This is a genomic window from Rhodococcus sp. IEGM 1307, assembly GCF_030056915.1.
GTDB classification, from domain to species: domain Bacteria; phylum Actinomycetota; class Actinomycetes; order Mycobacteriales; family Mycobacteriaceae; genus Rhodococcus_F; species Rhodococcus_F opacus_D.
In genome coordinates, this window is sequence record NZ_JASHKW010000020.1 from 12,191 (window position 1) to 33,578 (window position 21,388).

Sequence of the window (21,388 nt, forward strand, 5' to 3'; positions counted from 1 at the left end):
ATGGATACCACTCTCGACTCGGCAGTTGCGGAACGCCGCACCACCCCTTACCTCGACGCCACCGCCCTGTCATCACTGCGGCGCGCGAAGATCGTCTGCACGCTCGGGCCCGCCACCGCCACGGACGAGCGCACCCGCAGTCTCGTCGAAACCGGGATGGACATCGCCCGACTGAATTTCAGTCACGGCGACCACACCGACCACGAAGCCAACTACCGGCGCGTCCGCGCCGCAGCCGACAACACCGGCCGAGCCGTCGGAATCCTCGCGGACCTACAGGGACCGAAGATCCGCCTCGGCCGCTTCGCCGACGGCGGGGCGGTGTGGGCGACCGGCGAACAGGTCCGGATCACCGTCGAGGACTGCGCGGGCACCCACCACCGGGTCTCGACCACCTACACCCACCTCGCCCAGGACGCCCGGCCCGGTGACCGACTCCTCGTCGACGACGGCAAGATCGCACTGACCGTCACCGACATCGACCGCAACGACGTCGTGTGCCGGGTGACCGAAGGCGGCCCGATCAGCAACAACAAGGGCGTCTCCCTCCCCGGAATGAACGTCTCCGTCCCCGCCCTGTCCGACAAGGACATCGACGACCTCGAATTCGCCCTGCGGCTCGGAGTCGACCTGATCGCCCTGTCCTTCGTGCGCGCCCCCACCGACATCGACCGCGTCCACGACGTGATGGACCGGATCGGCCGTCGGGTCCCGGTCATCGCGAAAATCGAGAAACCCGAAGCCGTCGACGACATCGAGGCGATCGTGCGCGCCTTCGACGCCGTCATGGTCGCGCGCGGTGACCTCGGGGTGGAACTCCCCCTCGAGCAGGTGCCGTTGGTGCAGAAACGGATCGTGCAGATCGCCCGGGAGAACGCCCGACCGGTGATCGTGGCCACGCAGATGCTCGAGTCGATGATCGACAACTCCCGCCCCACCCGGGCCGAGGCGTCGGATGTCGCCAACGCGGTCCTCGACGGCGCCGACGCGGTGATGCTGTCCGGGGAAACCTCCGTCGGCGCCTACCCGACCGAGACGGTCGCGACGATGGCGCGGATCCTCTCCGCCGTCGAACACCAATCCACCACCGTCCCCGCCCTCACCCACACTCCCCGCACCCACGGCGGGGTGATCTCGTTCGCCGCCCGCGACATCGGCGAACGCCTGAACGCCACCGCGCTGGTCGCGTTCACCCAGTCCGGGGACACCGTGCGACGACTCGCCCGGCTCCACACCCCGCTGCCGCTGCTGGCATTCACCCCGGTACCCCAGGTGCGCAACGAACTCGCCCTCACCTGGGGCACCGAAACCTTCCTCGTCGACCCGGTCGAATCGACCGACGAGATGATCCGCCAGGTCGACACCGCCCTCCTCCGACTGGGCCGCTACCGGCGCGGTGACCTCGTCGTCATCGTCGCCGGCTCACCCCCACACACCGTCGGATCCACCAACCTCATCCACGTCCACCGCATCGGCGAGAACGACTTCACATCCGCCCAGCCTTATCCCGGCACGAATCATCGGCGACTCGACACCGAGGAGCTGCAGCGGTGAGGATTTCCCTGACCCCAGGCGATCAGGACATCGCAGAGGATGTGTGGATCGCGCCGAACGCCACCGTCGTAGGAACTGTGCGAATCCGGTCGGGGGTGGGTATCTGGTATGGCGCAGTGGCCCGCGGCGATGCGGAGAGGATCGACATCGGTGAGCGGACGAACATCCAAGACGGCTGCGTCCTCCACGCAAATCCCGGGTTCCCGCTCGTCATCGGCACAGGGGTGTCGGTGGGGCACAACGCGATCCTGCACGGCTGCACGATCGGCGACGACGTCCTGGTCGGAATGGGTGCGACGGTGATGAACGGCGCCCGCGTCGGGGCGGGCACCCTGATCGCCGCCAACGCCCTGATCCCCGAGGGAATGCAGATTCCACCCGGGACGCTCGTCGCCGGCATCCCCGGAAAGGTCCGGCGTGCTCTGACAACACAGGAACTGGCTGCCATACGCACCAACGCGGACCACTACGCGCAGGCTCGTGTACGTCACGCGGCAGCGACAGGCACAGGCACAGGCACAGGATCACCGACCTCTGCCTGGCGTCACGGTGCACCTCGAATCTGAGCGATGAGTCCGCCGACGAGGGGGTCCACTCGACGAATCGCCGGGGTGGGGGCGACCGCATCACAGTGAAAGGACTGGCGGGTTCCGCCGTGCGCGTCCTCGAGAGATGACAGTCCGCAGGCCTAAGCGGTTCGGTGCGATGCGTGTCTTCCGACGTTCGAATGTTTCTCGGCCGAGCGCGCCCTATACGCGTCGTGCGGTGGTCTCTCGCACCTGAATCCCGTACGGCAGTAGCTCTTTGCGTGCGGGTCCCTTGTCGCCGGCGAGACGTTGAAGAAGCATGCGTGCGGCGCGTTGGCCCATCAGATCCCGCGGCACGGTCACGGTGCTCAACTGGAGGGGGCCGGCGCTGGAAAAGCTCATGTCGTCGAACCCGGTCAGCGCCAGGTCTTCCGGCACGCGCTTGCCGATTTCGCGGGAGACGTCGAGAACGCCGAGCGCGATCATGTCGTTACCGCAGACGACGGCCTCTATCTCAGGGTGTTCGGCGAAGAGTGCTCGGGCGCGCAATGCACCGGCCGGTCGGGTCAACTCCCCCCACACGTCGGGTTCGTTGACCGCGCGCAAACCCGCTTTGGCCAAGGCGTCACGGTATCCGTTCATGCGGTTGACCGACACGCTCGAGGTGTCCGGGCCGCCGAGGATGGCGACCTTGCGACGCCCGGTGGCAACCACGTGGGAGGCCATTTCGAACGAGGCGGAGTAGTCGTCGATGCCGACCCAGTCGGACGGTTCGTCTTCGATCTGCCGGTAGAGCTGCACGACGGGGATGTTCTCGTGGCGGAGCTTGTCGAGGAGTGGTTTGTCGGCGGCGACGAGCGAGGTGAAGATCAGGCCGCTGCAGTTCCGGTCGACCTGCGCGAACGCGACGTCCGATTGCCGCGAACCGTCCACGCCGACGTGGGAGACGAACACCTCGTAGCCTTCTTCGGCGGCGGCGGCGACCACTCCCCCGGCGACCTCGGTGTAGAACGGGTTGGCGATGTCCGCCAGGAGTAACCCGATTGCTTTCGTGGTGCCCGAGCGCAGTTCCCGGGCGATCCTGCTGGGTCGAAACCCCAGCTCCTCGGCGATGGCAAGGATCCGCTGGCGGCTCTCGTCGCTGACCCCGGGCGCCCCGCTGAGTGCATAGGAGACCGCGGCAGCAGACACCCCCGCCTTGCGGGCGACATCGCTCATCGTCACTCGCCGGGATCGGCCACCGTTGGACGTACTGCCTGCGCCGCGGGATGTATCAGTCACGCGTGCCAGCTTACGCGGTTAAGTAATGCTTCCAGGAGGTGACGCCGCGAAGAGTCCTGCACAAGCGGCAGCACTGATTCGTTTAAGTTACCCGTAAACCCGCCAATGACTACTTAAGAACTCCGACGACTGCCCGGCCTTGGCTCATTTATCCAGTTAACGGCCCGCTGAAGCCCTGAAACATCACCGCTTGTGCGTTGGAACACAACGATGTACCGTTACTTATGCGATTAAGCGAAAGGAGAGCATCGTGAGTTCCACCGTTGAGATGAAGAATGAAGAGGCTGTGCCCTACACGGGTCCGAAGCCGTACGGGATGAGTGACGACCTGATCGTTCCGGGTGCACTGGATCTGGACTGTGACGAGCGGCTGTGGGTTCCGCAGTCGCAGGATGTCGAGTTCCGCCCGCTGGTGTTGTCGGCGAGTCAGGGCTATTTCGTGAACATTCTGCGGGTGCGCCGCTCGGGCATCCTGTCCCGCCACCGGCACGCCGGGGCGGTGCACGCGTTCACCCTGCGGGGCCGCTGGCATTACCTCGAGTACGACTGGTGGGCAGAAGAGGGCACCTACGCGTTCGAGCCGCCCGGCGACATCCACACCCTCGAGGTCCCCGAAGACGTGACCGAGATGGCGACCCTGTTCCACGTGAGCGGTGCGTACATCTACGTCGACGTCGACGGCAACACCGTCGGCATCGAGGATGTGTTCAGCAAGATCGAGAAAGCCCGCGCGCACTACGAGAAAATCGGTCTCGGCGCCGACTACGTCGACCGCTTCATCCGCTGACACTGCGGCGGACACCGCCTGACATGGCGCAACCACACCGAGTGCCCTCGGCACTCAGGGGCGGTGTCCGCCGGCATCTCACCCTCTTTCATCCGTCAGCCCGGCAGCGGGCGAAAGTTAGCAGGTTCCCCATGCGAGCTCTGACCAAGAGAAGTGCCACTCCCCACGACGTCCTGGTGCAGGATCTGCCCAAGCCCGAACCGGGCCCGGGACAGGTGCGGGTTCGCACCGAGGCCTGCGGGCTGTGCGGCAGCGACGTGCACGCCTGGCGTCACGACACCGGCTACGAATGGATCCGCCCCCCGGTCGTGCTCGGACACGAGGCGGTCGGATACGTCGAAGCCCTCGGCGAGGGCGCCGACCCGACCTGGCTCGGCAAACGCGTTGTCCCCGTTGCCATCGACGGCTGCGGCGTGTGCGATCTGTGCGAGCGTGGTTTCCGGCAGATCTGCCCCCGGCGCACCGTGCTCGGATTGTCCTTCGACGGCGCGGCCGCCGAATCGTTCGTCGTCCCCGAGGTCCGCCTCGTCGAGGTCGACCGGCATCTGCCGGCGTCGACCCTGGCGCTGACCGAACCACTGTCGGTCGCCTGCCGCGCCGTCGCGCACATCGAGAACGCCGCCGACGGCCCCACCCGGGTGGTGGTGTCCGGGCCCGGACCGATCGGAACAATGGCCGCCCTCGTCCTCGCCCAGCGCGGCCACGACGTCGTGCTCTCCGGGGTAGGCAACGATGAGAACGCGCGATTGCCGCTCGCCCGCGCGCTCGGTCTACGCACCGTGATCGCCGGCCGGGACGAGCTACCGTTCATCCCCACCGCCTGGGTCGACGCCTCCGGTTCGACGGCCGCGCTCGACGCCGCCATCGCCGCGGTCCTGCCCGGCAGCCCCATCTCCGTCGTCGGCCTGTTCGCCCGCACCGGACCGGTCGACTTCAACGCCGTCACCCGCAAGGAGATTCGCCTGCAGGGCAGTTACGGATCGACCAAGGTCGACTACCGGGCCGCAGCCGACGCGATGGCCGCCGACCCGACACCGTGGCCACAACTGGTGACCGAAATTTCCCTCACTGATGCGGCTTCGGCGCTCGAACGCGCCGCGGCCGGCCACGACATGAAGGTCGTGCTCGTCCCATGACCACACCGGACCCCACCCCTGTCCCGAAAGGACACGCCATGTCCACACCCGACATTGCGGCCGAACCCGCTACCCACGCGGCCGGGCGCACCTCGATCGTCAAGGTCGCCTTCGCCAGCATGATCGGCACGGCCGTCGAATGGTATGACTTCTTCCTCTACGGCTCGGCCGCCGCGCTCGTCTTCGGGCCCCTGTTCTTCCCCGACAGCGAACCGGCCACCGCCACCCTGCTCGCCTTCGCCACGTTCGCGGTGGGCTTCTTCGCCCGCCCGCTCGGCGGAATCGTCTTCGGCCACTACGGTGACAAACTCGGACGCAAGAAAATGCTGGTCGTCAGCCTGCTCATGATGGGCGCCGCGACCTTCGCCATCGGCCTGCTGCCGACCTTCGCGAGCATCGGTATGGCCGCACCACTGCTGTTGATCGGCTGCCGACTACTGCAGGGCTTCGCCGTCGGCGGCGAATGGGGCGGAGCGGTCCTGATGGCCGCCGAACACGGCGACAACGACCGCCGCGGCTTCTGGACGTCGTGGACCCAGGCCGGCGTACCCCTCGGGAACCTGCTCTCCGCGGTGGTGCTGTGGGTGCTGGCCATGTTCCAGAGCGACGAAGCCTTCGATTCCTGGGGCTGGCGAATTCCCTTCCTGCTCAGCGCCGTTCTCGTCCTCATCGGGTTGTGGATCCGGCTGAGCATCGAAGAATCCCCGGTCTTCGCCGCCAACAAGAAAGCCCTCGAGAACCACAAGGCCGAGCACGCACCGATCATCGAGGTCCTGCGCAAATACCCCCGCGAGGTCCTCATCGCGATGGGCCTGCGGCTGGTGGAGAACACGTCGTACTACATCTTCACGGTCGTGGTGATGACCTACATGGTCACCTACCTGGATATGCCCAAGAGCGCCGCCATCGCGGGTGTGCTGATCGCCTCCGTCGCGCAGTTCTTCCTCACCCCGATCATCGGCGCCCTGTCCGACCGGGTCGGCCGGCGACCGCTGTACTTCACCGGCGCACTCGGTGCCGGCATCTGGGGCTTCGTGTTCTTCCCCCTCATCGACACCGGAAACCAAACCGTCATCGCGGCGGCCATCTTCATCGGGCTGATCTTCACCACCCTGATGTACGCGCCGCAGGCGGCGATGTTCTCCGAACTGTTCGGCACCAGCGTCCGCTACAGCGGCGCCTCCCTCGGCTACCAGCTCGCGTCCGTCTTCGCCGGCGGCCTCGCCCCCGTCATCGCGGTCGCACTGCTCGGCACCGTCGAGGAAAAGAACACCATCGCCGTCAGCATCTACCTCGCCGTCCTGGCCGTGATCACCATCATCGCCGTGATCGCCGCCAAGGAAACCGCCCGCACCTCCCTCGAACACGACCGGGTCCTCGACGAGGCCACCCGCACCTGATAGCCGCCGGGCCGGTGTGCGGTGCTCACCCCGCACACCGGCCCGGCCACCAGTCGTCTCCCGATCCGAGTAGAAAGAGCTCTCGCATGAACGCACCTGTCCACACCCCGGTCCTGGACCTGTTCCGCCTGGACGGCAACGCCGCCCTCGTGACCGGGGCCTCGCGCGGCCTGGGCCGTGCACTGGCCATCGCTCTCGCGGAAGCAGGAGCCGACATCGTCGCCGTCGACATCGGCGACCTCGACCAGGTCGCCAAGGAGGTGCGTGCCCGGGGAGTCCGGTGCTCGACCCGCACCGCCGACCTCGGTCACCTGACGCCGGAAACCGCGACAGAGCTGATGTCCTGGGCGGGGACCGAGTTCCCGCATCCGACGATCCTGGTCAACAACGCCGGCATCATCCGCCGTGGGCCGGCGACCGAAACCACGCCCACGGACTGGTCGGCCGTGCTCGACCTCAACCTCACCACCCCATTCCTGCTCAGCCAGGCCTTCGCACGGGCCGCCCTCGACGACAACGCCGCCGCCAGCATCATCAACATCGCCTCGATCAACTCCTTCCAAGGCGGGATGGAGGTCCCGTCCTACGCCGCCTCCAAGCACGGCATCCTCGGACTGACCCGAGCTCTCGCGAACGAGTGGGCCGCACACCGCATCCGAGTCAACGCAATCGCCCCCGGCTATATGGAAACCGAGTTCACCGCCGCGCACCGCGAGGACCCCGCCCGGGCGGAGAACATGCTGCGCCGCATTCCCGCCGGCGTCTGGGGACGGCCGGAGGATCTTGCCGGCGCGGCGGTCTTCCTCGCCTCGGCCGCGTCCTCGTACGTCACCGGCACCGCCCTGTCCGTCGACGGTGGATGGCTGTCCCGATAGAACAACGACGACCCACCGGAGGACCCCCATGGCATCGACACAGCAGAACCATACCGACATCCCCGCCGCCGATGCCCGATCGTGGCTGCTCGTCTCGGCCGCCCACAGCAGGCACTTCACCGAGACCAACGCCGGAGCGGCCGACGCCGTCATCTATGACCTCGAAGACGGTGTCGTCCCCTCCGCGAGACCCACGGCACGAGAAGCCCTCCACCTCTGGTTCTCTCGCGGCGGCACCGGCTGGGTCCGCATCAACCCGGCCGAAAGCGAGGACTGGAGCCGCGACCTCGACGCACTCGAGGCAACACCCGGGCTCTTGGGTGTGATGCTCGCCAAATGCGAGTCGGCAGAACACGTCACCGAGACCGCCGCCCGATTGCCCGCCCAGACCCCCGTTATGGCACTCGTCGAATCGGCACTGGGCATCGAACGCGCCTACGACATCGCCTCCGCACAGCCGACTTTCCGGATCGCCTTCGGCAGCAATGACTTCCGCCGTGACGCCGGGGCCGCCGACCTCGCGCCGGCCCTGTCCTATGCCCGGGGACGGCTGGTGGTGGCAAGCCGGGCAGCGGGTCTGCCCGGCCCCATCGACGGCCCCACCCTCACCACCGCAGAGGATCCGCTCACCGACGCCCTCACCGTGACCCGCACCATGGGCATGTCAGGCAAGCTGTGCATGCACCCCGGACAAGCCCCCGTCATCAACCGCGCACTGAGCCCCACCGACACCGACATCGACTGGGCCCGCCAGATCATCGACCGACTCGGCGTCGACGGTGCGCGCATCGAAAACGGCAGTGACCTGCCGAAACTCGCCCGAGCTCGGACGATCAGCCGCCTCGCCACCGTCTTCGCACCCGCACCAATGGCCTAGCCGCAGAGCGAGCACCAGTTGTCGCCGAATGCCGACCGATTCTCTCCCCGCTTCCAAGGTGTCACCATCATGTCCGACACAGGACGCACGACGAGGGTTCCGACCACCACCGAGTTGCTCGAGGACCAGCCCAAGAACTGGGGCAAATGGGGGTCCGACGACGAGGTGTGCGCACTGAACTACCTCGGCTCCCGCGAAGCGCTCGTCGGCGTCGCCGAAGTCAGGCAGGGAAAGACGTTCACGTTGCAGGTGCAGATCGGCAACCCCAAGGGGGATCCCACCTTCCTCGGCCCTCGCGGACCGGCGCGGCGGGTCAACATCATGGACCGTGGTGTATCTCGGCGGTGCCGGTCGCCCAGCAAGGCGTCGAGATCCGCAAGCGTGACATCCTGGTGGTCCACACCGGATGGCTCGAATACTTCTACAACACCCCGCGCGAGGAGTTCTACGACAACTTCAACGAGCCGGGTCTGACGTACTCACCCGAGCTGGTCGCGTGGTTCAACGACCTGGAAATCCCGAATCTCGTCACCGACACGATCGCCAACGAAGTCACCCACGACCCGGTCTCCGGCGTCTGGCTGACGCTGCACAACGCACTGATGCGCAACCTCGGAATCACCTTCGCCGAGATCATCGCCCTGCACGAACTGGCCCAGGACTGCAACGGCGACGGCCAGTACTCGTTCCTCTACACCGCAGCACCATTGAAGGTTGTCGAAGGAACCGGCGCCCCGGTCAATCCGATCGTCATCAGGAAGCCGTCCACCCGATGGAGGAATCACTGACTCGCGCGTGGGCAGGACCCACCATCGGGCGACCTCTGTAGGTTCCAGCCGAATTTGTCAGCTGAGTGCGGCGGGATTTCAACATCATTCAGTGGAGGATCCTCTCGCTGCCGCGTCGAGCGAGCAGGCCGAGGGTGTTGTTGATGCTGGTCTACGGCATCCCCAGCGACCGGGCGTTCGACGTTCGCGTTTGGCGCTCCCCGCAGACCAAATACCCGGCTCCGCGTCTGACTCCGGCGCGAGTCTGCGCACCCAGTTCGATCACCTGCTGCTCACCGCCCATAAAGGAGCCGACGCCCGGTGTAGGCGGCGGTCGCGGGCGGTGTTCTCACCCCGTGGACCCGGGACCGGAACATCCGAGCACTCCGTCATCGGGCACCGTGTCGGGTCAGCCGCCAACCGCGTTGGGCGGCTGCGTAACCGGCGAACGCGCCGAGGCACGCACTGACAATCAGGCCGGCAACCAGGAACGGCATGGGATCAACCGATTCCATGTGCAAGGCGCTAGACCCGACGTACCCCGTGGTGAAGCGCACCGGGTGCGACAACCACCGGGCAAACAGACTGGTACACACCAGGCCCGCGCCGAGCCCGAATGCCGTTCCGATCAGTATCAGTGTTCGCACAAGATCAACTTCGCGATCACCGGCTGTGCTGTTATCGAGCGCCCCCGGCGCCGTTCGTCACGGCCATTTCGGCCCTCACCTGCACGAAATCCACGGTCGAGGCACTGGGACGGGATTTTGCAGAGCAAAAGTGTGCTCACCTGGCCTTTTGGTCGAGACGCTGGAAATGTTTTTTCAGCAGTCACTCCACTCACTCCACTCCCCCGGCACTGCGCCCACCAGAACCATCTGCAGCAACCACCCGTTCGCCTGGAGTGCGCGAACGTGCCCGCAGCAAGCGGAATCAGGTGTGATCAGTAGCCCCTCGTACGCGTGATTACCGGCGAGTCAGTTCATGGAGCTACCAAGCCCCACATCACCGCTCGCCATAGGTGAACACCCCTCCATCCATATCCATCCATCCACGTGTTATCGGCCGGTTGGTAGTCCCCGCATCCAGTCGCGGATGTCTTCCATGACCTTGCGGGGACGCGGCACCATCGAGTGCACCCGTATTTCCCGGCAGTGGGGATGGTCGAACGCTTAGGGACGGCAAATCGTCTTCCCGTAGCCGCACCACTACACACCCGGCCGCGAGCAGATCCCGGCTCTTTCGCTGATCGACGAGCACCTTCGCCTCCGCTGTCAGTGTCGATAGTTCACTGCACGGACCCCCGAGGAGTCGGCCGCTTGTGCAGACGTCTTCGGAAACAGCGTGGCTGGAGTCATCTGCGCGATGCGCCCACCCGCTTACGGTGGGGTCGTGCCCCGGAGTCCGTCCACTGCTTCCCCGAGACGGGGCGCCGCGTCCCGCGCAGGGTGAGGCGTCCCCACCCGGTTTACGGCAGGTGACAGTCACTCTCGCGTAGGCCCGCGGCTTCGGCCGGTCGGAGTGCGGCGTGGTACATGACCGCGTAGAACGCCACGAGCCGCCGCCCGCGCTTCCGATGCCAGGAACCAACGTACGACACGGCGGTGAGCAACTGTGCCGCCCCAGGGCCCGCACCTCGTGGTGGACAACCGCTTCGGCGAGCCGCACGTCGCCGTGTGCGACGCCGGCCGCAGCGCGCCCTCGCCCTCCGCTGGCAGGGCGACACCCGCCGTGACCACGCGGACCCCGGGATCGTTGAACATGCCGTGACCTCATAATATCAAGCGAGGCTGCTAGCGTAGTCCTCTTTACTCGGGACCCAGGAGCGCTCCGCCATGAAGAACACCGTCTCGATCGAGATCGCCCTGCCGCGGGAGACAGTGGCACAGCTGCTCGCCGACTCGGCACACCTGCCGAAGTGGCTGCGGGGTCTGGTGCTGCACGAGCCGCTGAGTGGGGTGCACGGACAGGTCGGTACCACATCGCGGGTCGTGATGCAGATGGGGAAGCAGAAGATCGAGTGCACCGAGACCATCACGCGTCGGGAACCGGCAGACCTGCGCGGGATTCCGAAAGGGAGCGTCGTTCACTTCGACCGCGAGATCGTCGGCGAGGGCATGTGGAGCGCCGTGCGCGACCGGCTGACCGAAGCCGGTCCGGAGATGACGCTCTGGGTGAGCGAGAGCGAATACCGGTTCAGCGGCTTGCTGATGCGGTTGGTGGGGGTCCTGATGCCCGGCGCCTTCCGCAAGCAGTCGCAACAGCACATGCAGGACTTCAAGGCGTTCGCCGAGCAGGGAAAGGACGTCCGCGAAGCGAAGGACTGATCTACGATCAGCGCTCGTCTCCCGAACAGTGGGGAGAAGCCGGACGTGACAGCGGGCCGACCACTGTCGGGAACGTGCTCGGGGCGGGTGGAGCGGCAAGGATCGATGTCGGAGCCTGGGTAGCGAAGCCGAGCGGCCAGCGAACCGAACTGCCTTCACTATCGTGGGCGGGCTCGTGCAGGCCGACCGGCTGCTGCCGAGCACCGCTCCGCCCTGGTGGTTCTCGACGCCCGCGACCCCTCCCGCGCACCAATCGCCGTCGCCAGGTTGGACCGGCACTTCTTCCCCGGATTCCACGGCAGCTTCACCAGTCGAGTGACAGCCTCATGATTTGGACACAAACGCGCGTGCGTTCTCTCGGTACGAGATTCCAACCCGTCATGGAAACGTGTGCCCCGATTGCGGCTCCGAAAAGAGGGCCACCAACGACCAGTCCAATCATGATCGGTAAACCGGGACCATGTCGATCCGTATCGAATGGAACTCGTTCGGCTGGTAGCCGGCCGTGCAGATCGTGAACGGCTTGGAGGGCGTACCACCACAAGACGGCAGCACCTACGAGTCCGCACCAAGCCGAAACGGACGGGCGACCAGAGGGTGGCCGCAGCGAAGCCGGACGACAAATACGCACCGATTCACGTCGGCGGCTCACACGGCAACTTCCCCCGCTTCACCGCGTCGACCAAAGTCGCGTGGTCGCGTTCGGTCTGATCCGCGTAGGCGTGCGCGAAGCGGCTCAGTGCGACGTCGAGCGTGTCCGACTTCCCGACGTAGCCGCCGATCATCGACGCACCACTGGTCCGCGCGTGGCCCTTCGCGAGCAGGCGCCCGCAGATGCCGGCGTAGTCGGTCAGCGCTGCCGCGCTGAGGTGGTCGATCGGGACCGCGCCCTTCATGTTCCGGAACTGCCGCACGTAGTACTGCCGACCCTCCACCGTGGTCCAGCCGAGCAACGGATCGCTGACGGTCTGCAGGGCCTGCTGATACTCGACCACGCGCCGGCCCTGGTGGTCGTGCCAGGCGGACTCGCCGTGTACGAAGCGAGCCACGACAGATCGACGTGCCTGCTTGAGCTGCAGGAACACCACGTCGTCGGCACTGCTCCCTTCGCACAGCACGACGTAGGCACGCAGTCCGACGCTGCCCACGCCGACCACTTTGTGCGCGACGTCGACGACGGTGTAGCCACTGAGCAGTCGTGCCCAGTGGCTGGGCAGCGTGGTGAGGTATTCGTCGAGCCCGGCGGCGATTTGCTCAGCCTCCGCCTCGGGCACCCGGGTGATCAGCGGCGGCTCCTCCACGATGCGCCGGCCGGTTTCGTCCTGCTCGGTGAATCGGGGCAGCGCCCGGTCGCTGACGCGGCGCCGAGCCCGCTCCGCGGCGCGGGTGATCTCGTGGCGCAGCGACTCGTCCGACGCCGTCGTCTGCAGCCGGTCGAGGTCGAGTCGCTCGAACGAGCGCGCCAGCAATGGTTGTTCCGCGAGCCAGCGCACATGCTCGCGATAGGTGGCGACGCAGGACTGCACTGCACTCTCGCACTGCCCCTCGGTCGCCGAGTTCTGCCGGCCCGCCACCCAGATGCTCGCAGTCAAGCGGCGCAGGTCCCATTCCCAGCCGCCGGGATGCGCCTCGTCGAAGTCGTTCAGATCCAGCACCAGGTCGCGCTCCGGCGAGGCGTAGAACCCGAAGTTGCCCAGATGCGCGTCCCCGCAGATCACCGGCTGGATTCCGGTCGCCGGCAGCCCGGCGAGGTCCTGGGCCATCACGATCGCGGTGCCGCGCAGAAAACCGTACGGCGAGGCCGCCATCCGCCCCACCCTGACCGGTATGAGCGATTCCACCCGACCCTGGTGCGACACACCGATCTGATCCACCACATCGGGGCGATCGTCCGGTGCGCGCCACTCCCCGAGCGCGGACCGCGGTGTCTGCTTGCGCAGGCGTTTCCCGAGCGCGTACCGCTCCGCCCTCGGCGTGGCCCGGCGGCGCAACGACGCGAACGACTGCCCGTCGATGGTCGGCAACACGATGTGCGCGTCCGCGGTTACTGCGCGCCGACGTGGAGGATCGGGCCGACCACCACGGCGTGCAGCTTGTCCGGGTTGGCCACGTTGCGCATCAGACAACTCGATCACCGTCTCTTCGCTGTGAGCATTAAGGATGCGTGCAGCATATCGACGGGCCCCTCGCCGGGATCGGCCCAACCCCATTGTGGGACGGGTCCGGTGCGAGCATCGTGACGACGCGGACACGCTATGTGGCGGTTGCGCCTTGGGGTTGATCGTCGGTGTCGGGTAAGGGGCGTCGGCAGATTTCGTGGGCTTCGTCGGCCGAGATGCCGAACATGCGCAACAGATCCTCGGTGATTTGGTCGGTGTCCTCCGCGTCGTCACGTTCGGGGTGGTCGTGCAGCAGTTGACCCAGGCAGAGTGCGGCCCCTGCTGTGATCGTCAGGGCCAGTTCGGGATCGCGCACGCTGAACCGGCCCGCACGGGCTGCTGCCTCGATGTCGCGGCGGGCTCTCGGCGCGAGGCCTTTGTCCGAGTTGACCAGACTTGGCCCGTCGCGGAGCAGAACTTTGCTCAGTTCGGGATTTCTGCGATGCAGTCGTCCGGTCAGACGAAAGCTCTGCGCAAAGATCTGGGCAGGGTCGTCCAGATCTGCGGTCAGTTCGTCGAGCACCGCGCCGTGGCGGTCGAGGGCCTCCTCCACTGCCGCGTGGAAGAGCTCCTCCTTGGTCTGAAAGTGGTTGTAGAACGACCCCATTCCGACATCTGCGGCCTGGGTGATCTCGAGAATCGGGGCGGTCAGTTTCCCTGCCGCCATGAAAGACTGGGCTGCGCGTACGAGTGCGGCGCGGGTACGCGCCTTGCGCCGTTCCAGGCGGTTCGGTGCATCGGCGATCTGCTCGGTCATGCCTGCGTGCCCTTCTCCTGATCCGTCCGACCTTGCCCTACACTACCCGCGCGTCATCAATATTGACGAATTCCTCAAACTCGGCGATTGCTCCACTCCGCGAGCAGTCGCCACATCGATCCAGCCTAATGGCCGAGGATCTTGATCCCGACCACGAGAACGCCCACACCGACCAATCCTGTGACGGTGAACAGCTGTTGCCACCAACGTAATTGGGCCATTCGCACGGCGAGTAGAGCAATGACGCCAAGCTCGACTACGAGGATCCACATCGCTATCCACATCGCTGTGGATGTGCTCAGTAGTCCGAAGGCGGCTGCGACCAATGCCAGCAGGGGCAAGACCGCGGCCTCCACGATCTGGCCGGACGCCTGGAGCATCCGCAGCGCTGCCCGTCCGCGCGGAGCACGGTGGTACGCGCCGAGGTGTGCTACCCAGTCGGCCAGCAGGCTCGCCGCCCAGAGCCCGCCGGTGGCCACCGCGACATCCATGACCCGCGCCCATGGGCTCGTCTCGGGAGCCGTATAGCGGACGAGGACGGCGAGCGTCGCCAAACACGTCATCGCGCCGTACACACGCTCTCGCAGGAGCGCGACGACATGCTCCACGGGAATCTCTTCCCGATTCGTCTCGCCGGCCCCGCCAGTCACTTCAGTCACGACGCGAATCGGTTCGAATCTGTCTTGTCCGAGCAACCCTTGCACCAATCCCATTCCAGCCATTCGTATCCCGTCGACGACGCGTCTGCCCGTGGCCGTCGAGGGCCTCCTCCACTACCGCGTGAAAGAGCTCCTCCTCGGCCCGGAAGTGGTTCGCGCCGCGCGCGGTTCCAGGCGCTTCAGTGGCTCGGCGACCTGCTCGATCAGGCCTGCGCGCTCATCTCCTGATCCGCGTGACCTCGCCCCACCCTAGCGCCCGTCATCAATATTGACGAATTCCTCAAATACTCTTGACTGACGATATGGTCGTAAGTGACGATATCGTCATAAATCGAAGGGAGTGGTCAATGAGTGTCCACCATGACCCGCATACCGGTCTGCACAGTGAGCAGGGCGCCCTGGAGGGCGAACACCGGGGGCGGGCCGCCGAGCCGATCATCAAAGTGCATGACCTCGCGTGGCTGGAGTTCGAGAAGCCCGACCTCGAGCGGGCGGAGGCGTTCGCCCATGCCTTCGGTTTTACGACGGCGTTCCGCACCGCACACGAACTGCAGTTGCGCGGGACAGACCCCGGTTCGCCCTGCGTGCTCATCCGCCGAGGCCCACGGTCGCGGTTCGTCGGTCCCGCCTTCCGGGCGGCCGACGCGACCGACGTGCTGCGACTGGCGGACGCGGTCGGAGGTGCGGTCGTGCCCCTACCCGAGAGTCTGGGCGGGATCACGGTCGATCTCACGGATCCCAGCGCTCTGGGAGTCCGCGTTGTGTCCGACACGTTCGAGTTGCCGGCGCTGCCCGCCCAGGCTCCGCTCCCACTGAACTTCGGACACGACGGCGGCCGGGTGAACGCCACCCAGCGGCCACCCCGCGCGCCGGCCACTGTGCAACGACTAGGGCACGTCGTGCTCCAGACGACCAGGTACCTCGAAACGCTCAACTGGTATCTCGAGCACCTCGGACTGATCGTCAGCGACTTCCTCTACTACCCCGGGCAACGGGCCCGGGGCCCGGCCATGAGCTTCATCCGCTGCGACCGGGGCGCCACGCCCACCGACCATCACACCCTCGCGATGGTCCTCGGCCCGGCCAACCGCTATGTGCATTCGGCATATCAGGTCGCCGACCTCGACTGCCTCGCCGCCGGAGGCGAATACCTCCTCGACCGGGGCTACCGCCGGTCCTGGGGCATCGGCCGACACATCCAGGGCAGCCAAATCTTCGACTACTGGCGCGACCCCGACGGATTCATGGTCGAGCACTTCAGCGACGGCGATCTCTTCGACAGCACGCTCGACGCGGGCTGGGCACCGATGACCGCGTCCGGACTGGCCCAGTGGGGGCCGCCCGCCACCAAAGACTTCCTCGGATTGAACCCCGGTCGGGAATCACTCCAGGAACTGCGCGCCATTGCCAACGCGCTGCGCGCCGACAACGAATTCGACCTCCACCGCCTCCGCGGCCTTCTGAAAGTTGCCAGCTCATGACCATCTCCGTCCTCCGCACCGCCGACGCCTGGTGGGTCGACACACCCACGGGCGCCGCACGGGTAGACACCGAGGCCACCACCACCGCCCAACTGCTGGCCGACCGACCAGCCGTCGAGGCCGCGGCGTCCAGCAAGGGCGCCGTGCCCGTCGAGACCCTCTCGTTGCTCTCCCCGGTCACCGCCCCCTGCCGGGTGGTCGCACAGATGACGAACTTCGCCTCGCACGTCGAGGACTCCGGGATGAACCCCGACACCATTCCGTTGACCTTCTTCCGAAAGACCTCCGGATCGATCAGCGGCCCCAACGACGACGTGATCCGTCCTGCCCATGTCCGGCTACTGGACTACGAGGTGGAGATCGGGCTCGTCCTCGCCCGCGACATCCCGGTCGGGTCGGCGATCACCGCAGACAATCTCGCCGATTACGTTGCCGGGCTGGTCGTCACCAACGACATCTCCGCGCGCGACATTCAGCTTCCGAAAACGCAGTTCTACGAAGGCAAGTCATACCCGACGTTCACCCCGGTCGGCCCCGCGCTGGTACTGCTGGACGGCGACGAACTGAAGCGGTTCACCGACCTGCGTCTGCGGCTCTGGGTCAACGGCAAGCCGCGCCAGAACATGACCGTTGCCGACATGATCTACCAACCGACCGAGACTTTGCAGGCGCTGACCCGGTTTCAGCGCCTCGATGCCGGGGACTTGCTACTCACCGGAACGCCGGTCGGGACGGCACTGAGCGCCCCACCGAAGCCGATCGCAATCCTCTCCTCCCTGCTACCGCCCGCAGTCAAATGGAAGCTCTTCTTCGCGAGCCAGGCCAAGAATTCGAACTATCTGCAGGATGGAGACCTCATCGAAGCCACCGTCTTCACAGACGACGGGACCATCGACTTGGGGCGCCAGCGCACGGTGGTGAGGTACGCCCGATGACCACCGACCTGCTGTGGCCGCATTACGCGGCGCCCACGGATCTCGCGACGATCGAGGCCGTGCCGCTGCGCGATCGGGGGCTTCCGGAGTCCACCTATGCGTTACTCACCCGAGCGGCCCGCATGTGGCCGGATCGGCTCGCGCTCACCGTCCTCCCCGACGGTGCACGGTGGCGGGAGCCGGTGCAGCGCAGTTTCTCCGAACTACTCGACGATGTTCATCGTTACGCGAACCTGCTCCATCGTCTGGGCGTGCGGCGCCGGGACGCGGTCGCCGTGATGGCGCCCAACTGCGCCGAGTTGATCCCCGCGACTCTCGCCGCGCAGCTTGCCGGCATCGCTTCTCCCATCAACGCCGCGCAGTCGCAGCAGCACATCGCTGAATTGTTGCGCCGCTCAGGTGCCCGGGTACTCGTCGCGGCTGGACCGGAACTTGCGCCCGAGACATGGGAGGCCGCGCACCAGATTGCCGTGAGCGGGAGGGTGGATGCCGTGTTGGCCTTGCGGCCCACCGGCGCCGCCGGCGCGCCTGCGGACCTGCCCGAGGTCGACGGAGTGCGGATCGGCTATCTCAGTGCGCTGGCGGCCGATATCGATTCCTCCGACTTCATCGGTGATCCTCCTGGCGGGTGCGACGTGGCCGCACTGTTTCACACCGGTGGTACCACCGGTGTTCCGAAGCTGGCCGCCCACACCCAGGAAAACGAGGTCGCCGATGCCTGGATGCTGGCCGCGAACTCGTCGTGGGACTCGGACTCCGTCGTATTCGCCGCCCTGCCGCTGTTCCATGTCAACGCCTTGATGGTCACGCTGCTGGCGCCGCTGTTCAAGGGCCAGGGTGTGGTGTGGGCAGGCCCGCTCGGCTATCGCGACCCGGCACTGGCCAGCGAATTCTGGAAGATCGTCGAGCACTACCGCATCGCGTCGATGAGCGCGGTGCCCACCGTCTACGCGGCCTTCGCGCAGCGCCCGGTCGATGCCGACATCAGTAGTCTGCGCTTCGCCATGGTGGGAGCGTCGCCTCTGCCGACCGCGGTTGCCACGAAGTTCCAGGACCACACGGGTGTGCCCCTGCTCCAAGGCTACGGACTGACGGAGGCAACCTGCGCGAGTGCACGCAGCTTTCCCGATGCACCACGACCTGGCTCGGTCGGGCTACGGATGCCCTATCAGCAGGTCAAGGTGGTACGCGTCCGTGAAGACGGCGCCTGGGACGACCTGCCCACCGGAGCCACCGGAGTGCTGGCGATCAGCGGTCCGACGGTGTTCGCCGGCTATGTTTCCGGCCACGACGAACACGGACCCGTTCTCGACGGCATGGGCAAACTGGTCGACGGCTGGCTCGACACCGGCGACCTGGCGCGCATCGACAGCGACGGTTTCCTCTACCTGGTCGGACGCGCGAAGGACATCATCATCCGGGGCGGGCACAACATTGATCCAGCGGTCATCGAAGACGCCCTTCTGGCCCATCCACAGGTCACCGCGGTCAGCGCGGTGGGACGCCCCGATGCCCACGCCGGCGAAGTGCCCGTTGCCTACGTCACCGTCGTCGCAGACGCCGGTGTCACCGCGCACGAGCTGCAAGCCTGGGCGGGCGAGCGCGTTCCCGAACGGGCCGCGGCACCCAAGGCGGTCACCATCCTCCCGGCGTTGCCCGTCACGGCGGTAGGCAAGCTCTACAAACTCGCTCTGCGCGCCGACGCGACACGGCGCGAGCTCGAGCATGCCCTCGCCACCCTCGCAGGCATCGGCAGCATCCAGGCGTCCGTCCAGGACGGTTCGATCCTTGCCACCGTCGAGATCGACGGAACTGCCAGCGAACCGGCGGTCAAGGCGATCTTGAACCGATATGCGATCAATTGGAAGGTCACGGTGCGCACATGACCACCGCATCACTAGTTCTGGCACTCTGCCTCGCAGTCTTCTACCTCCTGCTCGGCGTCGGCAAGATAGCGGCAACCGCGCCGATGCGGGAACGGGCAGCCCACGTCGGTATGCCCGTCAGCACGTATCGGGGCATCGGTGCGCTCGAGGTCGCCGGTGCCGTCGGTCTCGTGATCGGCGGACTCGTGCCGGCGCTCGGCGCAGCCGCCGGCATCGGGCTGCTGCTCCTGATGGTAGGTGCCGTCGTCACACACGTACGGAACGGTGACGGACTGCGTGAGATGGCACCCGCCATCGTCGTCGGCGTAGCGATCGTGGCCTACCTCGTAGTCCTGTTCGGATCGATCCGATGAGCGAACGGGTCGTCCCAGTCGTCATCGTCGGTGCCGGACCCACCGGACTGACCGCCGCCACGCTGCTGGCTCAGTACGGTGTCGAGTGCCTGCTACTGGAGCGCTGGGAGGGCGTCTACGCGCAGCCGCGGGCAGTCCACCTCGACGGTGAGATCCACCGGATAGTGGCGCACCTCGGGATCGCCGAAGAGTTCGCGGCGATCTCCCGGCCGTGCCTCGGGTTGCGACTTGTCGACCGGAACATGCGCGTTCTCACCGAGTTCCACCGAGACCCCGGTCCGGGCGTCCACGGCTACCCTGAGGCCAACATGTTCGACCAGCCGCAGTTCGAGGAGATCCTGCGCGCCAACCTGACACGGCACCCGAAGGCGTCCGTGCGCGGCAACGTAGAGGTCACCGGGCTGGCCGACGACACGACCGACAGCGTTCGCGTCGACTTCACCGACCGAAACACCGGTGTGCAGGAATCGGTGCAGGCCAGATACGTCCTCGGCTGCGACGGCGCCAACAGCCTGGTCAGAAACCAGATTCAGGCAACGATGCGGGACCTGAAATTCGACCAACGCTGGTTGGTTGTCGACGTCGCGACCACCGCCGACCTCGGCGTGTGGGAGGGCGCCCACCAGGTGTGCGACCCGGTGCGCGCGGCAACATACATGCGCATCGGACACACTCGCTACCGCTGGGAGTTCCGGCTCGAACCCGGCGAGACCGCCGACGACTATCGCGACATGGCTCGACTGCAACCCCTCATCTCGCCGTGGACACGGAACACACCGGTCGACGAATTGACACTTGTCCGCGTGGCCGAGTACACCTTTCGAGCCCAAATCGCGGACCGATGGCGCAACCGGCGCGTGTTCCTACTCGGCGACGCCGCCCATCTCACACCCCCGTTCATCGGACAGGGGATGGGCGCCGGGATCCGCGACGCGATGAACCTCGCCTGGAAACTTGCCGGCGTACTCACCGGAGATCTGCCCGAAAGCGCACTCGACACCTACGAGATCGAACGCAAGCCCCACGCGCTCGCACTGATCCGGCGCGCCAAGCTGATCGGAATGGCCATGACCGAAGGCGGCGAACTCGGTAACCTCATCCGTCGCATCGTCGTACCACTGCTGCACCGCATCCCGGGTCTCGGCGACAAGATCATGGACGGCGAAACCCCGGCCCTTCACCGCTCCACTCTGATAGAACGACCTCGACTGCGCAGAAGCCGAGCGGGCCGCCTGATCCCGAATCCGGACCTCGACCAGGGTCGCCGATTCGCCGAGGTCGTCGGCGGCCGGTTCGCGGTCGTCACCTCCCTCTCCCCGACCCCGACACAACGCACCGACATCGAACAACGCGGTGGCACAGTCCTGCTGGCTCGACCCGGCACCGATCTGCACCGCTGGCTACGCCGCGCCCGCGCCCGCGCCGCCATCATCCGGCCCGACGGTACCGTCCTCAGTAGCGGCAACGACCTGTCCGCCCTCTGCCCCGCCCTCCCCCGCTTCCACACCCACCGCACGCCCACCTTCCTCACCCAGTGACCCCCTAACAGCGATACGACCGTCCCCACTGTCCTGCAGGACGGTGCGGTCGGTCGTCGCCGCAGCCCGAGAGCGCGGTAACAACTCACCCA

18 protein-coding genes and 1 pseudogene are annotated in these 21,388 nt (G+C 66.5%); 15 read left to right on the plus strand and 4 right to left on the minus strand.

The genetic code is table 11. The annotated features are described in order from the left end of the window. Positions 1-1,554: a pyruvate kinase gene (pyk, locus tag QM841_RS31380; RefSeq protein WP_283334981.1), complete on the plus strand. Its 1,554-nt coding sequence runs from the start codon at positions 1-3 to the stop codon at positions 1,552-1,554. Further along, the gene (locus QM841_RS31385; protein WP_283334982.1) at positions 1,551-2,120 is read left to right on the plus strand and encodes a gamma carbonic anhydrase family protein; all 570 of its coding nucleotides are present in this window, start codon (positions 1,551-1,553) and stop codon (positions 2,118-2,120) included. The genes pyk and QM841_RS31385 overlap by 4 nt, the downstream gene beginning before the upstream one ends. Before the next feature lie 183 nt (positions 2,121-2,303). Here QM841_RS31385 and QM841_RS31390 read toward each other — a convergent pair whose 3' ends face one another. Beyond that, a complete protein-coding gene (locus QM841_RS31390) occupies positions 2,304-3,362 on the minus strand; it encodes a LacI family DNA-binding transcriptional regulator (protein WP_283334983.1) in 1,059 nt (352 codons plus the stop codon). Between the two features lie 250 nt (positions 3,363-3,612). Between QM841_RS31390 and QM841_RS31395 the strand changes: the two genes are divergently transcribed. The 8 genes and pseudogenes from QM841_RS31395 (at position 3,613) to QM841_RS31430 (ending at position 11,858) form a co-directional block, all read left to right on the plus strand. After that, positions 3,613-4,149, plus strand: coding sequence for a 2,4'-dihydroxyacetophenone dioxygenase family protein (locus QM841_RS31395; protein ID WP_280780192.1), 537 nt, complete (start codon positions 3,613-3,615; stop codon positions 4,147-4,149). A gap of 131 nt (positions 4,150-4,280) precedes the next feature. After that, entirely contained in the window at positions 4,281-5,285 is a 1,005-nt protein-coding gene (locus QM841_RS31400) for an alcohol dehydrogenase catalytic domain-containing protein (RefSeq protein ID WP_283334984.1), read from the plus strand. Positions 5,286-5,323: 38 nt separating this feature from the next. After that, the gene (locus QM841_RS31405) at positions 5,324-6,685 is read left to right on the plus strand and encodes an MFS transporter (protein WP_283334985.1); all 1,362 of its coding nucleotides are present in this window, start codon (positions 5,324-5,326) and stop codon (positions 6,683-6,685) included. An 86-nt stretch (positions 6,686-6,771) separates the two neighbouring features. Then, entirely contained in the window at positions 6,772-7,560 is a 789-nt protein-coding gene (locus QM841_RS31410) for an SDR family oxidoreductase (protein WP_280780189.1), read from the plus strand. Positions 7,561-7,588: 28 nt separating this feature from the next. After that, positions 7,589-8,437, plus strand: coding sequence for an HpcH/HpaI aldolase/citrate lyase family protein (locus tag QM841_RS31415; RefSeq protein ID WP_283334986.1), 849 nt, complete (start codon positions 7,589-7,591; stop codon positions 8,435-8,437). Between the two features lie 69 nt (positions 8,438-8,506). Further along, positions 8,507-9,225, plus strand: a pseudogene (locus tag QM841_RS31420) (cyclase family protein). A 1,811-nt stretch (positions 9,226-11,036) separates the two neighbouring features. Beyond that, positions 11,037-11,528 (plus strand): SRPBCC family protein, encoded by a 492-nt coding sequence (locus QM841_RS31425; protein ID WP_280780187.1) that lies wholly within the window; start codon positions 11,037-11,039, stop codon positions 11,526-11,528. A gap of 216 nt (positions 11,529-11,744) precedes the next feature. Further along, positions 11,745-11,858 (plus strand): carotenoid oxygenase family protein, encoded by a 114-nt coding sequence (locus QM841_RS31430; protein WP_280780186.1) that lies wholly within the window; start codon positions 11,745-11,747, stop codon positions 11,856-11,858. Positions 11,859-12,163: 305 nt separating this feature from the next. Here the strand turns inward: QM841_RS31430 and QM841_RS31435 are convergent, their stop codons facing one another. The 3 genes from QM841_RS31435 to QM841_RS31445 all read right to left on the minus strand — a co-directional run bounded on the left by QM841_RS31435 (position 12,164) and on the right by QM841_RS31445 (position 15,157). Then, on the minus strand, positions 12,164-13,555 hold the full coding sequence (locus tag QM841_RS31435) for a DUF2252 domain-containing protein (protein ID WP_283334987.1): 1,392 nt from the start codon (positions 13,553-13,555) through the stop codon (positions 12,164-12,166). A 226-nt stretch (positions 13,556-13,781) separates the two neighbouring features. Further along, the gene (locus QM841_RS31440) at positions 13,782-14,444 is read right to left on the minus strand and encodes a TetR/AcrR family transcriptional regulator (RefSeq protein ID WP_280780184.1); all 663 of its coding nucleotides are present in this window, start codon (positions 14,442-14,444) and stop codon (positions 13,782-13,784) included. Positions 14,445-14,569: 125 nt separating this feature from the next. After that, positions 14,570-15,157 (minus strand): hypothetical protein, encoded by a 588-nt coding sequence (locus QM841_RS31445; RefSeq protein WP_280780183.1) that lies wholly within the window; start codon positions 15,155-15,157, stop codon positions 14,570-14,572. A gap of 293 nt (positions 15,158-15,450) precedes the next feature. On the opposite strand from QM841_RS31445, the gene QM841_RS31450 reads away from it, so the two are divergent. From QM841_RS31450 to mhpA, 5 genes are read left to right on the plus strand one after another with little or no spacing between them, the layout of a single operon-like run. Beyond that, positions 15,451-16,584: a VOC family protein gene (locus QM841_RS31450; RefSeq protein ID WP_283334988.1), complete on the plus strand. Its 1,134-nt coding sequence runs from the start codon at positions 15,451-15,453 to the stop codon at positions 16,582-16,584. Continuing rightward, the gene (locus QM841_RS31455) at positions 16,581-17,519 is read left to right on the plus strand and encodes a fumarylacetoacetate hydrolase family protein (RefSeq protein WP_283334989.1); all 939 of its coding nucleotides are present in this window, start codon (positions 16,581-16,583) and stop codon (positions 17,517-17,519) included. The genes QM841_RS31450 and QM841_RS31455 overlap by 4 nt, the downstream gene beginning before the upstream one ends. Next, on the plus strand, positions 17,516-19,405 hold the full coding sequence (locus QM841_RS31460; protein ID WP_283334990.1) for an acyl-CoA synthetase: 1,890 nt from the start codon (positions 17,516-17,518) through the stop codon (positions 19,403-19,405). Before QM841_RS31455 ends, QM841_RS31460 begins: the two co-directional genes overlap by 4 nt. After that, the gene (locus QM841_RS31465) at positions 19,402-19,758 is read left to right on the plus strand and encodes a DoxX family protein (RefSeq protein WP_280780179.1); all 357 of its coding nucleotides are present in this window, start codon (positions 19,402-19,404) and stop codon (positions 19,756-19,758) included. The genes QM841_RS31460 and QM841_RS31465 overlap by 4 nt, the downstream gene beginning before the upstream one ends. Beyond that, entirely contained in the window at positions 19,755-21,296 is a 1,542-nt protein-coding gene (gene mhpA / locus QM841_RS31470) for a bifunctional 3-(3-hydroxy-phenyl)propionate/3-hydroxycinnamic acid hydroxylase MhpA (protein ID WP_283334991.1), read from the plus strand. The genes QM841_RS31465 and mhpA overlap by 4 nt, the downstream gene beginning before the upstream one ends. The last annotated feature ends 92 nt before the right edge of the window (positions 21,297-21,388 follow it).

Bases quoted from the DNA above. Each gene is read 5' to 3' on its own strand.
- QM841_RS31405 (WP_283334985.1), top strand. From the start codon at position 5,324: ATGTCCACACCCGACATTGCGGCCGAACCCGCTACCCACGCGGCCGGG.
- QM841_RS31445 (WP_280780183.1), bottom strand. From the start codon at position 15,157: ATGGGATTGGTGCAAGGGTTGCTCGGACAAGACAGATTCGAACCGATT.
- QM841_RS31425 (WP_280780187.1), top strand. From the start codon at position 11,037: ATGAAGAACACCGTCTCGATCGAGATCGCCCTGCCGCGGGAGACAGTG.
- mhpA (WP_283334991.1), top strand. From the start codon at position 19,755: ATGAGCGAACGGGTCGTCCCAGTCGTCATCGTCGGTGCCGGACCCACC.
- QM841_RS31460 (WP_283334990.1), top strand. From the start codon at position 17,516: ATGACCACCGACCTGCTGTGGCCGCATTACGCGGCGCCCACGGATCTC.
- QM841_RS31455 (WP_283334989.1), top strand. From the start codon at position 16,581: ATGACCATCTCCGTCCTCCGCACCGCCGACGCCTGGTGGGTCGACACA.
- QM841_RS31440 (WP_280780184.1), bottom strand. From the start codon at position 14,444: ATGACCGAGCAGATCGCCGATGCACCGAACCGCCTGGAACGGCGCAAG.
- pyk (WP_283334981.1), top strand. From the start codon at position 1: ATGGATACCACTCTCGACTCGGCAGTTGCGGAACGCCGCACCACCCCT.
- QM841_RS31415 (WP_283334986.1), top strand. From the start codon at position 7,589: ATGGCATCGACACAGCAGAACCATACCGACATCCCCGCCGCCGATGCC.
- QM841_RS31450 (WP_283334988.1), top strand. From the start codon at position 15,451: ATGAGTGTCCACCATGACCCGCATACCGGTCTGCACAGTGAGCAGGGC.
- QM841_RS31410 (WP_280780189.1), top strand. From the start codon at position 6,772: ATGAACGCACCTGTCCACACCCCGGTCCTGGACCTGTTCCGCCTGGAC.
- QM841_RS31400 (WP_283334984.1), top strand. From the start codon at position 4,281: ATGCGAGCTCTGACCAAGAGAAGTGCCACTCCCCACGACGTCCTGGTG.
- QM841_RS31465 (WP_280780179.1), top strand. From the start codon at position 19,402: ATGACCACCGCATCACTAGTTCTGGCACTCTGCCTCGCAGTCTTCTAC.